This is a genomic window from Aeromonas sp. PrichA-15 (assembly GCF_017939245.1).
Classification (GTDB): domain Bacteria; phylum Pseudomonadota; class Gammaproteobacteria; order Enterobacterales; family Aeromonadaceae; genus Aeromonas; species Aeromonas caviae.
In genome coordinates this window covers 1-13,201 of sequence record NZ_JAGKRH010000013.1, presented here as the reverse complement: position 1 = coordinate 13,201, position 13,201 = coordinate 1, and the positions used below count along the sequence as shown (strand labels likewise).

General features: G+C 65.4%; 8 protein-coding genes. 5 read left to right on the top strand and 3 right to left on the bottom strand.

Going from position 1 to position 13,201, the window contains the following annotated elements:
- Positions 1 to 325 precede the first annotated feature (325 nt).
- Complete coding sequence (locus J9889_RS02280; protein ID WP_010673560.1) at positions 326 to 1,627, top strand: sigma-54 dependent transcriptional regulator; 1,302 nt, start codon at positions 326 to 328, stop codon at positions 1,625 to 1,627.
- Between the two features lie 98 nt (positions 1,628 to 1,725).
- Here J9889_RS02280 and ybaL read toward each other — a convergent pair whose 3' ends face one another.
- Both ybaL and ggt read right to left on the bottom strand, forming a co-directional pair.
- A complete protein-coding gene (ybaL, locus tag J9889_RS02275) occupies positions 1,726 to 3,357 on the bottom strand; it encodes a YbaL family putative K(+) efflux transporter (RefSeq protein ID WP_201996264.1) in 1,632 nt (543 codons plus the stop codon).
- 373 nt (positions 3,358 to 3,730) lie between these two features.
- Entirely contained in the window at positions 3,731 to 5,512 is a 1,782-nt protein-coding gene (gene ggt / locus J9889_RS02270; protein ID WP_210555912.1) for a gamma-glutamyltransferase, read from the bottom strand.
- Positions 5,513 to 5,624: 112 nt separating this feature from the next.
- On the opposite strand from ggt, the gene J9889_RS02265 reads away from it, so the two are divergent.
- On the top strand, positions 5,625 to 6,242 hold the full coding sequence (locus J9889_RS02265; RefSeq protein ID WP_210555911.1) for an arylesterase: 618 nt from the start codon (positions 5,625 to 5,627) through the stop codon (positions 6,240 to 6,242).
- Positions 6,243 to 6,398: 156 nt separating this feature from the next.
- On the opposite strand, the gene rdgC is transcribed toward J9889_RS02265, so the two are convergent.
- Positions 6,399 to 7,310: a recombination-associated protein RdgC gene (rdgC, locus tag J9889_RS02260; RefSeq protein ID WP_010673564.1), complete on the bottom strand. Its 912-nt coding sequence runs from the start codon at positions 7,308 to 7,310 to the stop codon at positions 6,399 to 6,401.
- 179 nt (positions 7,311 to 7,489) lie between these two features.
- Here rdgC and J9889_RS02255 point away from each other — a divergent pair, with 179 nt between their 5' ends.
- The 3 genes from J9889_RS02255 to J9889_RS02245 all read left to right on the top strand — a co-directional run bounded on the left by J9889_RS02255 (position 7,490) and on the right by J9889_RS02245 (position 13,007).
- Positions 7,490 to 7,918 carry a GNAT family N-acetyltransferase gene (locus J9889_RS02255; RefSeq protein ID WP_010673565.1) on the top strand — a complete coding sequence of 143 codons (429 nt, stop codon included), beginning with the start codon at positions 7,490 to 7,492 and terminating at the stop codon, positions 7,916 to 7,918.
- 110 nt (positions 7,919 to 8,028) lie between these two features.
- The gene (locus J9889_RS02250) at positions 8,029 to 9,255 is read left to right on the top strand and encodes an exonuclease SbcCD subunit D C-terminal domain-containing protein (RefSeq protein WP_210555910.1); all 1,227 of its coding nucleotides are present in this window, start codon (positions 8,029 to 8,031) and stop codon (positions 9,253 to 9,255) included.
- Positions 9,252 to 13,007: an AAA family ATPase gene (locus J9889_RS02245; RefSeq protein WP_210555909.1), complete on the top strand. Its 3,756-nt coding sequence runs from the start codon at positions 9,252 to 9,254 to the stop codon at positions 13,005 to 13,007. The genes J9889_RS02250 and J9889_RS02245 overlap by 4 nt, the downstream gene beginning before the upstream one ends.
- The last annotated feature ends 194 nt before the right edge of the window (positions 13,008 to 13,201 follow it).

Below are 13,201 nucleotides of genomic sequence, written 5' to 3'. Positions count from 1 at the left end.
TGACGGTATAACCTGGCCAGAAGGAGGCAATATCAATATGATGCACGGCGACAGCAGGGTGATGGTGGTGGTGTGTTTGGAGACAGCCAGTTTACCAGCACCCTGTCTGTCAACTTCCACTTCCCCAAGATCCCGCGAAGAACCTTATTTTTTCTCACGGATAATTTGGCTGTCTCAATATTGTGGTGCCATCAATCTAAAGGCGGGATGGTTTATAGTTATCATCGTCTGGCCATATTAAATGGCGCCATTTGATGATAAAGGGAGTTATCTGGACAAGTCGTCAGACTCCTTCGTGCAGTGGCGATAACAAGGAGTTGTCCCTATGACAGAAACGGCATTGTTGCTCATCAATTCATGTGCCGTACTGGAAAGCCTGCTGGAACAAGGCGAGTGGCAGGTGGAGCAGGCAAGCTCCCTGGTGGTGGCAGAGAAAAAACTGCAGGAAAAGGACTATCCCCTGGTGCTGGTGGTGATCGAGCATCAGCAGCACGAAGCCCTCTACAACCTGATTGCGCAGCACTCCGGCGCCTTGTGGATCGGCCTCATCCAGCGGGACTGTCTCGCCAGCGAAGCCCTTCGCAATTTGCTGGCAGCCTGTTTTCATGATTTTCACACCTTTCCCCTGGACAGAGACAGGCTCTCCCACAGCCTGGGACATGCCCTGGGGATGGCGCGCCTCATCCGGCGACACCGCCCCCGACTGCAACCCCAGCTTCGTTTCATTCAGGGGGAGAGCGCCCCCATCCGCCAGTTGCGCGACCAGATCGTGCGGTTGCAGCATTGCCGCCTGCCCGTACTGGTGACGGGACCGAGCGGCACGGGCAAGGAGCTGGTGGCCCGGGAGCTGCACTACAGCACGTTCGGGGAGGAGAGCCCTTTCGTGGCGGTCAATTGCGGGGCCATGCCCCATCAGCTCATCCAGTCCGAGCTGTTCGGCCACGTCAAGGGGGCCTTCACCGGGGCACAGCACCACAAGATAGGCAAGATAGAGGCCGCCGATGGCGGCACCCTGTTTCTCGACGAGATAGGGGAGCTGCCGCTGGAGGATCAGGCAACCCTGCTGCGCTTCTTGCAGGAGCAGTGCATAGAGGCGGTGGGCAGCCACCTGACGCGTCGTGTGGATGTGCGGATCATCGCGGCCACCAATATCGATGTGGAGCAGGCGGTGGCCAGCGGCGGATTTCGCATGGATCTCTACTACCGGCTCAACGTGGTGCGCCTGCGCACCCCGGCCTTGTGCGAGCGGGCGGAAGACATCCAGCTCCTTGCCGATGACATTCTGGCGGAAGTGCGGGGCGGGCGGGTGCTCAGCTTCACCCGCAAGGCGCGCCAGGCCATGCAGTCCTATGGCTGGCCGGGGAATGTGAGGGAGCTGCGCAACCGGGTTCAGCGGGCAGTGGTCATGTGCAGCGGCCCCTTCATCGAAGCCGATGACATGGAGCTGACCAACATGGACAGCCTGCTGCTCGACGGCTCGCTCAAGGCGGTGCGCGAAGCGGCGGAGCGTCAGGCCTTGCAACGGACGCTGGCCCGCTTCCCCGATCAGCTCGAGGAGGTGGCCCGCACGCTCGATATCTCCCGGGCCACCCTCTATCGCCTGCTGGACAAGCACGATCTGCTGTGAGGGGACGGCAGTATCGCCCCGTCATGCAAAAAGCCCGGGCAGCAGGCCCGGGCTTCTTGTCTGGCCCCGTCGTGGGGACTCGTTACTTCCGATGAGCTTCAGGCCATCTCCATGGCGAGGTGACAGAGTCGCCGCGCAGCCTCCTCCTCGCTCTTGACCACCTGATGCACGCCGCGCACGCGCAGATGATGCACCTCCTCGTGCTGGTGGGCACAGGCGGCGATGCGCATCAGGGCGCCGTATTCCTGCGCCCTGATGGCTATCTCACCGGCCAGCAGGCTGTCATCCAGAGTGATCAGCAGCCAGCTGGCGTTGGGCAGCGCCGCCGTCAGCAGATCCTGCTGGATGGGATGGCCCGCCAGACAGGTGATCCCCATGGCGCGCCAGGGGGCCAGCAGTCGCTCGTCGGTGTCGATCACCACCATCTCCCTGCCTTGTTCATGCAACTGCCGGATGAGGTGCTGACCTATCTCGTCGGCGCCCACTACCACCACATGGCCCTGCAAGGGGCAGAGGTGAGGTGACTCATCGGTGCGTGGCTCGGGATGGCGCCTCAGCCAACGCTCCACCTGGTTGAAGACCAGCGGATTGAGCACGATGGAGAAACAGGCGCCGACCAGCACCAGATCCCGGGCGACTCCGGGGACCAGCTCGAGCATGACCCCGAGACCCATCAGGATGAAGGAGAACTCCCCCACCTGGGCCAGGCTGGCGGAGATGGTCAGCGCCGTGCGCTGGCTGTGGCCAAAGAGCCGCACGATGGCGAAGGCGGCCACCGATTTGCCGATCACGATGACGAACAGGGTGGCCAGCACGGCCAGGGGCTCGCGCAGCAGGATGACGGGGTCGAACAGCATGCCCACGGAGACGAAGAAGAGCACGGCGAAGGCGTCCTGCAGGGGCAGGGTGTCGTTGGCCGCCTTGTGGCTCAGATGGGAGCTGTTCATCACGACGCCGGCGAAGAAGGCGCCGAGAGCAAAGGAGACGCCAAACAGCTTGACGGCGCCAAAAGCGATGCCAAGGGAACAGGAGAGGACGGCCAGGGTGAACAGCTCACGGGAGCCGGTGGCGGCGGTGCGGGCCAGCAGCCAGGGGATGAGGCGTCGCCCGCCGATGACCATCAGGGCGATGAAGGCCGCTACCTTGGCCAGGGTCAGGCCGATATCCGCCATCACCTGGGCCGGGGTCAGTGCCTCGCCCCCCTGCTGCAGGTTGGCGAGGATGGGGAGCAGTACCAGGGCCAGCACCATCACCAGATCCTCCACGATGAGCCAGCCGATGGCGATGCGTCCCTCGTTGGTGTCGAGCTGGCCGCGACTCTCCAGGGCGCGCAGCAGCACCACGGTACTGGCGGTGGAGAGGGCCAGGCCAAACACCAGGCCGGCGGTCACGGTCCAGTCGAGCAGTTGGGAGAGGCCAAGGCCGAGCAGGGTCGCAAGGGTTATCTGGACGATGGCTCCCGGGATGGCGATGTGTTTCACCGACAGCAGGTCTTTCACGGAAAAGTGCAGGCCGACACCAAACATCAGCAGGATGACGCCGATTTCGGCCAGCTCGGGGGCGAGCCGCAGATCGGCGACATAGCCCGGCGTAAAGGGGCCGCATACCACGCCAGCCGCGAGGTAGCCCACCATGGGGGAGATGCGCAGGCGGCTTGCCAGCATGCCGAAGAGGTAGGCCAGCACGAGGCCGCCTACCAGGGTAGTGATAAGGGGGAGTGAGTGGTCCATGTCGTCACCTCGCTAATGGCAGTCAGGGGCTACCAGATCACCCGAAGGTGAAGAGGGCAGCTGTCAATGAGCAGGGGGCGAAAGAGACAGAAGTTGGCCGTATCAAGGGGAATCTTGAGGGCAACAGATGCCGTTTCTATTGAAAAGTAATGCATTTATATGCCATGAGCAACACTGTTCCAGTTTCTGCGTTGGTTTTAATGAAAAGCGTCTTTAATGCATTGCGATTGGGTGAAAATAGTGTGCAGTTAAAGAAAAATTGGCAGGAATAATCAATCGATGATGATATCGGGAGGCAAGGGAGAACACCTATTAGCACACGGCATGGAGGAGGCTGGCCTCCTCCATGGTGAACGAGGGTGCTGAAGGGGCATCACTCTCCCCTGGCGACCCCCTCACGTCTGGGGTCTGCGGCCCCCAGCCAGCCGCCGGCATGGCGCTGGACGCCCTGCAGCCCGGAGGTCTGCTCGTTAAGCAGGACCTCGTGCCCTCTGGCCTTGAGCCCCTGGACCACGGTATCGGGCGTGCGCCCCTGCTCCAGCTCGGTGGGGCCGTTGCGACTGCCGAAATTGGGCAGGTTGATGGCCTGCTGCAGGTCGAGCCCCCAATCCTGGGTGCCGAGCAGCGCCTTGCCCACGTAGTTGATGATGGCTGAGCCTCCCGGGGATCCCAGGCTCATCTCCAGCTCGCCGCTTGCCTTGTCAAACACCAGCAGGGGAGACATGGAGGAGCGGGGGCGCTTGCCGGGCTCCACCCGGTTGGCCACCGGCAGGCCGGCGGCGTCCACCGAGGTGAAGGAGAAGTCGGTGAGCTGGTTGTTCAGCAGGTAGCCGTTGACCATCAGCCGCGAGCCGAAGCCATCCTCGATGGAGCTGGTCATGGCCACCGCCATGCCGCTCTTGTCCACGATGGAGATGTGGCTGGTGGAGGGCAGCTCCGGGGTGGCGTCCCGGCCCCTGGCCAGCGCCCGGGGCGGGTTGCCGGGCTGGGCGACGCCCATGGAGCGGTTGCCGATAAGGTGCCCCCGCTGCGCCAGATAGCCCTTGTCCAGCAGGCCTGTCACCGGCACGTCGACGACGTCGCCGTCGGCCACATACTGGTTGCGATCGGCGAAGGCGAGGCGTGCCGCCTCGCTATAGAGGTGAATGGCCTCGCTGGAGGCGGCCAGTTGACCCTGCTCCCCCTGTACCGGTTTGAGGGCGGCCATGTCCCGGCTCTCCAGCATGCCGAAAATCTGGCCAAGGGCGATGGTGCCGGAGGAGGGGGTCGGGAAGCCGCAGATCTCGCTCTGGCGATAGTCAAAGCAGAGCCCGCCCCGCAGCTTGGCCCGGTAGCTGGCGAGATCGGCGGCGCTCAGCACCCCGGGGTTGGTCGGGTGGGCGTGCACCTTGGCCACCATGGCCTCGGCCAGCGGGCCGCGATAGAAGGCATCGGGGCCGTCGCTGGCCAGGGTTCGCAGCACCCTGGCCAGGGCCGGGTTGGTGAGCCGGGTACCTGCCGTCTTGGGAGTGCCATCCGCCTGATAGAAGTAGGCGCGGGCGTCCGGATCCCCGGCCAGATAGGGATCTTTTGCCAGCAGGGTGGCGAGGCGGGGGCTTATCACGAACCCTTGCTCTGCGAGGGTGATGGCGGGTGCGAACAGCGTGGCCCAGGGCAGCTTGCCATAGCGCTCGTGGGCCAGGGCCAGGGCACGCACCGTGCCGGGGGCGCCGACGGAGCGCCCGCCCACCACCCCCTCATAGAAGGCCATGGGTTTGCCCTCCTTCATGAAGAGCTGATCGGTGGCAGCGGCGGGGGCTGTCTCCCGGCCATCCACCGCCGCCACCTGCTTGCCATCCCACACCAGCATGAGGGAGCCGCCGCCGATACCCGAGGATTGAGGCTCCACCAGGGTCAATACCAGCTGGACGGCGATGGCTGCATCGACGGCGCTGCCCCCCGCCTTGATGATCTGGTAGCCCGCCTCCACCGCCAGCGGGTTGGCCGCCGCCACCATGAAGTCACGGCCCTGCCAGCCCGGTTTGTCAATCCAGCCGCTGGCCGCCTCCGGGGCGATCAGGGTCTGGGGAGGAGGGACATAGTGAAAGCCGTCCTGGGAGGCGCAGCCGCCAAGCAGGCCGAGGGCGACCAGCAGGCCGAGGGGTTTGAGGGACATGACAGGTTCCTTGTCGGTTTCTTGTTCACCTGCCGAAATGTGTCACACTTGGAGCTTGATTAAAAGTTTGTCTTAATACTCATATGGTTACAAAACTATCAAGGAGACGCTCATGACACACCGGGGGACGCTGGCGAAACCTTGCATTGCGGGGCTGCTCTGCCTGTTGCTGACGGCCTGCGGGGAGCCGACCTTCAGACCGCTGGCCCAGGGGGAGACCCTGCTCGCCTTCGGGGACAGTCTGACCGAGGGGCGCGGGGTGAGCCCGTCCCAAAGCTACCCCAGCGTGCTGGCGAACCTGAGCGGCCATCCCGTGGTCAATGGCGGGGTGTCCGGAGAGCTGAGCCAGGCCGGCAGGGCCCGCCTGCCCGGGTTGCTGGCCCGGCACAGACCCGCTCTGGTCATCCTGCTGGAGGGGGGCAACGACATCCTGCGTGGCAGCGGGGAGGCGGCCCTCAAGGCCAATCTCGCTGCCATGATAGAGGCGGTGCAGGGGAGCGGGGCCCAGATCCTGCTTGTCGGGGTGCCCCGAAAATCCCTGTTTGCCGATGGCGCTCCCCTCTACGAGGAGCTGGCAGAGCAGTACGGGCTGGTGCTGGACAACGACAGCATCGGTGAGTTGCTGCGAGACCCGGCCCTGAAGTCCGATGCGGTGCATTTCAATGCCGAGGGTTACCGCACCCTGGCGCAGCGATTTCATCGACTATTGCAGGAAAGGGGGGCGCTCTAGCGAGGTGTCATGCTGCCGGGGCAGTGCGCCATGCTGCCGCAATCAATGGGGCGCGGCGCGCTACCCCGGAGGGGACCAGCCCGCGGCGACGGTGCCGATGGAGATGAAAAAACCGCCGTGAAGGCGGTTTTTTGCAATCAGGCTGAGCCAATTTGCTTAGATGGACTGCTCTTCACCGCCCAGGGCGGCAAACAGGGCCGGGATGAACTGGGAGAGCTCGGCGGTGACCAGGGCGAAGTCGGCGTCCAGGCGGGCGGCGGGATCTTCACTGGTGACGTCGTCGTTCTGCTCGCGCAGCTCTTCGCTGAACTTGAGGCGCTTGATGGAGAGATCGTCCCCCAGCACGAAGCTCAGGGTTTCGCCCCAGTTGAGGGCCAGCTTGGTCACCAGCTTGTCGTTGGCCAGGTGATTCTTGATCTCCTCGCTCATCAGATCCTGCTGCTTGCAGCGGATGATGCCGCCGTGCTCCATGGCGCTGCGCAGCTCGGCTTCGTCCTCCAGGGTGAAGGCGGCGGGCAGGTTGCCCTCGTTGAGCCACTCGGTCATGGTGATCTCGGGCGGGTTCTTGAGGGCCACCGGCACCACCGGCAGGGAGCCGATGGATTTGCGCAGGAGCGCCAGCAGATCGTCCGCCTTCTTGGCTGAGCCTGCATCCACCACCATCAGGTTGTCGGCAGGGTTTATCCAGGCGAAGGTCTGACTGGTGCGGCTGAAGGCGCGGGGCAACAGGGTGTGCATGATCTCCTCTTTCAGCGCCTCCTTCTCTTTCTTCTTGAGGGCGCGACCCTGCTCGAATTCAATGGCCTCTACCTTCTCCGCCAGCATCTCCTTGACCACGGTGCCGGGCAGCATCTTCTCTTCCTTGCGAGCGCACAGCAGGATGTGGCCAGAGGCGGCGTGGGTCAGGGTGGAGCCGAATTTGCCAAGGGGCTTGACCCACCCGAACCGGGAGATGTCCTGGCTGCCGCATGGGGTGAAGGCGCAGGCTTCCAGCTGGGTTTCCAGCTGCTCAACGGTCAGGTCGAAGGGGCGGGTAAAGCGGTAAATCTGCAGGTTTTTAAACCACATGGCGTCCTCGGTCTCTAGATTGTCCGGCGGGCATTGTACTAGAGAGGCGCTTTGTGATCAGCCAATCATTCTCGCTAAATAAAGGGCGATCGACCTCACAGGGCCCCATCTTGATCCCCCGGGAGCGGGCCCAACTCCCCTAGACTGCGAGTGTTCACATTGCTGACAAGGAGGCGACCATGTTGAGACAGAGTCGGCCGGAAGACATGGAAGAGATCGTCGAAATCTGGCTCCTGGCCTCCCTGCAGGCCCACGATTTCGTCGATGCCTCCTGCTGGTGGCAGGCTCAGGAGGAGCTGCGTACCCGCTACCTCGATCACGCCCGCATCTGGGTGTTCGAGGAGCGAGGGGACCTGCTCGGCTTCATGGCGCTGGTGGATGATTACCTGGCTGCACTCTTCGTGCGCCCCGATAGGCAGGGACGGGGGGTGGGGCACGCCCTGTTGCAGGAAGCCAGATCCAGATGTGCCGAGCTGCATACCCGGGTCTTCGTGGAGAACGAGCCGGCGGTGCGTTTCTACCGCCGCCACGGCTTTGAAATCGGGGGGGAGGTGCCCGATCCCCTCACCGGCCATCTTCAGTACCAGATGCATTACCAAGCCGTCTGAATCTGACGTCTGGGGCTGCCCCGGTTGAAAACGGGGGGCACCATCCTCATCTTGTCTCCATCCCGGGGCGCCCTCGCCCCCGCTCTCTTCTCCTTATCGAGCCGTTTTCCATGAAGATCCTGCACACCGCCGACTGGCACCTCGGTCATCAGCTTCACGGCCACGACCGCCGCTTCGAACACGACGCCTTCCTCGACTGGTTGGCCGACACCATCAAGACCCGCGACATCGATGCCCTGCTGGTGGCGGGCGATCTGTTCGACACCGCCAACCCTCCCGCCAGTGCCTGGCAGCAGCTCTACCGCTTCCTGGCACGGCTGCGGGCCGAGCACCCGGCACTGGAGATGGTGCTGATCGGCGGCAACCACGATTCTCCTTCCAAGCTGGATGCCCCCCACGAGCTGCTGCGCGCCTTCGACCTGCATCTGGTGGGCAGCATCAGCCGGGACGACGAAGGGCGCCTCGAGACCGAGCGCCTGCTGGTGCCGCTGCGAGGCAAGGATGGCGAAGTGGCCGCCTGGTGCGCCGCCGTGCCGTTTCTGCGCAGCAGCGATCTGCGCCCCGACGGGCTCTGCGAGGGGCAGGACAGACTGATCGAAGGGGTACGCCAGGTCTATGAGGCGGTGCTGAGCGAGGGGCGTGCGCGCTGCCATTCGGATCAGGCCCTCATCGCCATGGGTCACGCCTATCTGGCGGCGGGCCAGCTCTCCGAGCTCTCCGAGCGGAGGGTGCTCGGTGGCAACCAGCATGCCCTGCCTGCCGAGCTGTTTGCCGCCGCCGACTACACGGCGCTGGGTCACCTGCACCTGGCCCAGAGTCCGGCCGAGGGGGTGCACTACAGCGGCTCGCCGCTGCCGCTCTCGCTGGCCGAGGCGAATTACAACCATCAGGTGCTGGAGGTGACGTTTGAGAGGGGCAAACTGGCCCGCCTTGAGCGGATCCCGGTGCCCCGCGCGGTGGAGATGATCCGGCTGCCCCAGAGCGGCCTTGACGAGGCGCTCCAGGCCATCGAGGCGCTGGCGCTGCCCGCTTGCCCGCAGCAGGCGCAGCCCTTCCTCGAGGTGCGGCTGCTGCTGTCCAAACCCGAGGCCCGCATCCGCGAGCGCGTGCTGGCCGCTATCGGTGACAAGCCGGTGCGCCTTGCCCGCATCACGACCAGTTATCAGGGCTCGGGCCAGGGGCTGGCGGATGGTGCCGGCCAGCGCCGGCTCGATGAGCTCTCCCCCACCGAGGTGTTTCGCCTCTGCTATCAGCGTCAGTTCGACGGGGAGCCGGAGGCCGAGCTGGTGGCGTCGTTTGAAGAGATCCTGGAGCAGGTGAAGGAGTCTAGCCAATGAAAATCTTGTCGCTGTCAGGGGAGAATCTGGCCAGCCTGACCGGTCAATTCACCATCGATTTTGCCGGTGGCGCCCTGGGGGCCGCCGGCCTGTTTGCCATCACCGGCAATACCGGCGCGGGCAAGAGCACCCTGCTCGATGCCATCTGTCTGGCGCTCTACGACGAGATGCCGCGCTTTATCGCCAATCGCAAGAACGTGGCCGAAGTGGGCCGCATGGATGACGAGGAGAAGCTCAAGGCCAACGACGTGCGCGGCATCCTCAGCCGCGGCCATGCCAGCGGTTTTGCCGAGGTGCAGTTTCGCGGCTGTGACGGCCGTGTCTGGCTGGCCCGCTGGGCGGTGCGCCGGGCCCGCAACCGCGCCGAGGGGCGCTTTCAGGCCCAGGAGCGCAGCCTGACCGACGTGGCGTCGGGCCAGGTGTTCAGTGGCAGCAAGCGGGAGCTGCAGGATCGCATCGACGAGCTGGTGGGGCTCTCCTGGGAGCAGTTTCGCCGCGCCGTCATCCTGCCCCAGGGGGAGTTTGCCGCCTTCCTCAAATCGAGTGCCGACGAGCGTTCGGCCCTGCTCGAACGGATGACCGGCACCGAGCTCTACTCCGCTATTTCGGTCCAGACCCATGAGCGGGCGCGGGAGGAGCAGCAGAAACTGGCTGCCATCAGCCAGCGGCTCGGTGACGTGGCGCTGATGGACGAGGCGACCCGCGAGCAGTGGGTGAGCCAGCAGGTCAGCCTCGCCACCAGCCTCAAGCACGAGCAGCAGCAACAGCAGCTGATGCAGGACTTGCGCGATCTCAACGGCCGTATCGCTGCCCAGTTGCAGGCCTGTCAGGAGGGGGAAGCGGCCCTTGCCGCAGCCGAGGCGGCCCACGGTGCGGCAGCCCCCGAGCGGGAGGAGTTCGCCCGCGCCGAGCAGGCCCAGGTGGCCCGCGCGGATCACGACGAACTGGCTCGCCTCACCCTGGAGGTGCAGCAGCAGGAGAAGGCGCTGGCCGAGCTTGGCCCTGAACTTGGCAAGCTGGAGGAGAAGACCCAGCAGAGCGCCCTCACCGAACAGCAACTGCTGGCGGAGAAGATCGCCGCCGAGCGCGAGTGGGGCGCCCTGCAGCCTGAACTCAAACGGGCGCAGGAGCTCGACACCCGCATTCGGGAAAAGCAGCAGCAACTGCAGAAGATCCAGCAGGAGGGGGCGCAGGAGCGGGAGGTGCAGCTCACCCTGGAGCAGGGCTGGCGCCAGCAGTGCCAGCAGGTGGAGCAGCTCAAGGGCCAGCACCAGCAGTGGGGTGCCTGGCTTGAGGAGCACAAGGAGCTGGCGCCGGTGGCCCGCCAGTGGCAGCCCCTGCTCACCGCCATGCAGGATTGGGCCGAGGATGCCGACAGGCTGCAGCAACTGCTCACCCTGCGCGAACACAAGCTGCGCGCCCTCAGGCAGTTGCAACATCAGCTGGAACAGGGGCAGCAGGAGCGCGACTATTGGCAGCGCGAGCAGGAGCGGCTGCAGCAGCAACAGCACGAGCTGCAGGAGCAGCAGTGGGAGGGGCGTCTGGCCAAGGCGCAGGAGCAGTGGCAAGGGCAGACTGAGCAGCTGGGCCAGCTGCGCCAGCTGTTGGAGCTGGCGGACTATGGCCGCAATCACGGTGAGCAGCATGGTCGCCTGCAGCAGGAGATCGTCCAGCTGGAGCAGGCGCTCGGCAAGCTGGCCATCCTCGGCGACGAGCTGACGCCGGCCCGCGAGCGGCTCGCCCTGCAACGGGACGAGGCGCGTCACGCACTGGAGCAGTCCCGTGCCATCGCCAGTTTCGAGCAGCATCGCCATATCCTGCGCGACGGTGAACCTTGCCCGCTCTGCGGCGCCGAGGAGCACCCCTATCACCAGAGTCAGCCACAGGTGGCGGGCATTCTGGGGCAGCTGGCGGAGCGCGTCCGCAGCCTCGAGCTCGAGTGGGAGCGGCTCAATCACCAATACATTCAGTGCGAGAGTGAACGCCAGGAGCTGGCCCGCCAGCTGGCAGTGCGTCAGCAGCATCTACCTGAGCTGGAGATGCGTGCCGAACAGCTGACCCAGCGTTGGCAGCAGCTGGGCGGTGCCGAGCTGCTGGGCCATCCGCTGCCGCTGCGTCAGAGCCCGATCGAGTGGAACGAGTTGATGAGTACCCTGCTCGGCCGCGGCCAGAGTCTGGAGCAGGGGCTGGCCCGCAGCCAGCAGCAACTGCGCGAGGCCCAGCAGGGGCAGCAGCAGTTGCAGGCCGTGCGCCAGCAGCTGAGCCAGCTGGCCAGCCAGCACCAGCAGTTCGAGCAGCAGTGGCAGGAGGCCGACCGCCAGCGCATCGCTCTGGAAGGGGAGGTGAATGCGATGGGCGAGCAGGAAACGACCCTGCGCCAGCGCCTTGAACAGGGGGGCAGCCGGCTCGACGAGCAGATGGGAGGCCAGCCCTGGCGTCAGTGGCTGGGCAGCCAGCAGTGGCGCGAGTGGCAGCGGGCCTGCGAGGCCTGGCTGCACGGCCAGAGCGAGTGGGAGCGGCTGACCGGCGAGATTGCCAGCCTCACCCCGGCCCTGAGTGCTCAGGAGGCGCGCTTGCAGACCCAGCGTGAGCTGCTGCACAAGCTCGAGCGCGACTACAAGGAACATGAACAGCAACGGCAGGGGCTGGTTACCAGCCGCGCTGCCTGTCTGGGGGGGGAGGAGATTGCCCTGGTCGAGAGCCGCTGGCAGCAGCGGCTGCAGCAACTGGCCAGCGAGCTGGAGACGATGCAGGGGGCGGCCCGCACCCTGCGCGAGCGCCAGACCGAGCTCAAGACCCGTCTCAGCCATCTGGAGCAGGAGAAGCAGGTGAGCAGCCGGCGGCGACGGGAGGTGCTGGGGCGCTGGGCTGCCCACGCCAGCAGCCTCGGCATCGCCGAATATGATCTGCGCCGCCTGCTGGCCATGAGCCCGGATGAGCTCAAGGGGCGCCGCGCCGCCTTGCAGGCGCTGGAGGATGCCCGCGCCGAGGCGCGTACCCGTTTGACCGAGCGGCAGCGGGCGCTGGCACTGGTGGAGAGCAAGCGGGATCGTTACCGCGAGCATCACCCCGAGCTGGCCGCGTTGGCGCCGCCGGAGCTCGACAGCCGGCTGACGGCGCTGGAGGCGCACTGCCGCGCTCTCGACGAGCAGCTGTTCCAGTGCAAGAGCACGCTGGCCCAGGCCGAGGCGGCGGCCCTCAAGGCGGGCTCCCTGCAGGAGGAACTGGCCGCCCAGCAGGCGGTGGCGGATCACTGGCAGCGCCTCTCCGACCTTATCGGCTCGGCCAGCGGCGCCAAGCTGCGCACCTTCGCCCAGAGCCTCACCCTGGAGCGGCTGCTGCTGGAGGCCAACGCCCAGCTCGCCGAGCTCTCCCCTCGCTATCGGCTGGAGCGAGTGCCCGGCACCGATCTGGCGCTGCAGGTGGTGGATCTCGACATGGGGGATGAGGTGCGCTCGGTGGATTCCCTCTCCGGCGGTGAAAGCTTCCTGGTGTCGCTGGCGCTGGCGCTGGCCCTATCCAGCCTGTCGTCGCGCCAGACCCAGGTCGAATCCTTGTTCATCGACGAAGGCTTCGGCACCCTCGACCCCGACAGCCTGGATCTGGCGCTTGCCAGCCTCGATTCCCTGCAGGCGGCCGGTCGCCAGATCGGGGTCATCTCCCACGTGCAGACCCTGGTGGAGCGGATCGGTGTGCAGGTGCGGGTGGAGGCCCTCGGTGGCGGTGAAAGCCGGGTGGTGTTGCCCGGCTGACGACGTGTCGCCCATGACCCTACATGAGCAAAAAGGCCCCTGTCACAGGCAATGCTGTTCACTTAAGCGGAGCCGCATTGCGATTTACCGGAAAACGGGTCTTTGATATCTTCACCGCCCTGGGTCTCGATGGCCTGGGGCGTTTTTCTATGAACATGACGCCTATGCAGCCCCGTAACTCCGCCAACCTCCGT

What these genes read in the sequence shown, in the direction of transcription:
- J9889_RS02280 (WP_010673560.1), top strand. Translation starts at nt 326, where the DNA reads ATGACAGAAACGGCATTGTTGCTCATCAATTCATGTGCCGTACTGGAA.
- J9889_RS02250 (WP_210555910.1), top strand. Translation starts at nt 8,029, where the DNA reads ATGAAGATCCTGCACACCGCCGACTGGCACCTCGGTCATCAGCTTCAC.
- J9889_RS02255 (WP_010673565.1), top strand. Translation starts at nt 7,490, where the DNA reads ATGTTGAGACAGAGTCGGCCGGAAGACATGGAAGAGATCGTCGAAATC.
- ggt (WP_210555912.1), bottom strand. Translation starts at nt 5,512, where the DNA reads ATGTCCCTCAAACCCCTCGGCCTGCTGGTCGCCCTCGGCCTGCTTGGC.
- rdgC (WP_010673564.1), bottom strand. Translation starts at nt 7,310, where the DNA reads ATGTGGTTTAAAAACCTGCAGATTTACCGCTTTACCCGCCCCTTCGAC.
- J9889_RS02265 (WP_210555911.1), top strand. Translation starts at nt 5,625, where the DNA reads ATGACACACCGGGGGACGCTGGCGAAACCTTGCATTGCGGGGCTGCTC.
- ybaL (WP_201996264.1), bottom strand. Translation starts at nt 3,357, where the DNA reads ATGGACCACTCACTCCCCCTTATCACTACCCTGGTAGGCGGCCTCGTG.
- J9889_RS02245 (WP_210555909.1), top strand. Translation starts at nt 9,252, where the DNA reads ATGAAAATCTTGTCGCTGTCAGGGGAGAATCTGGCCAGCCTGACCGGT.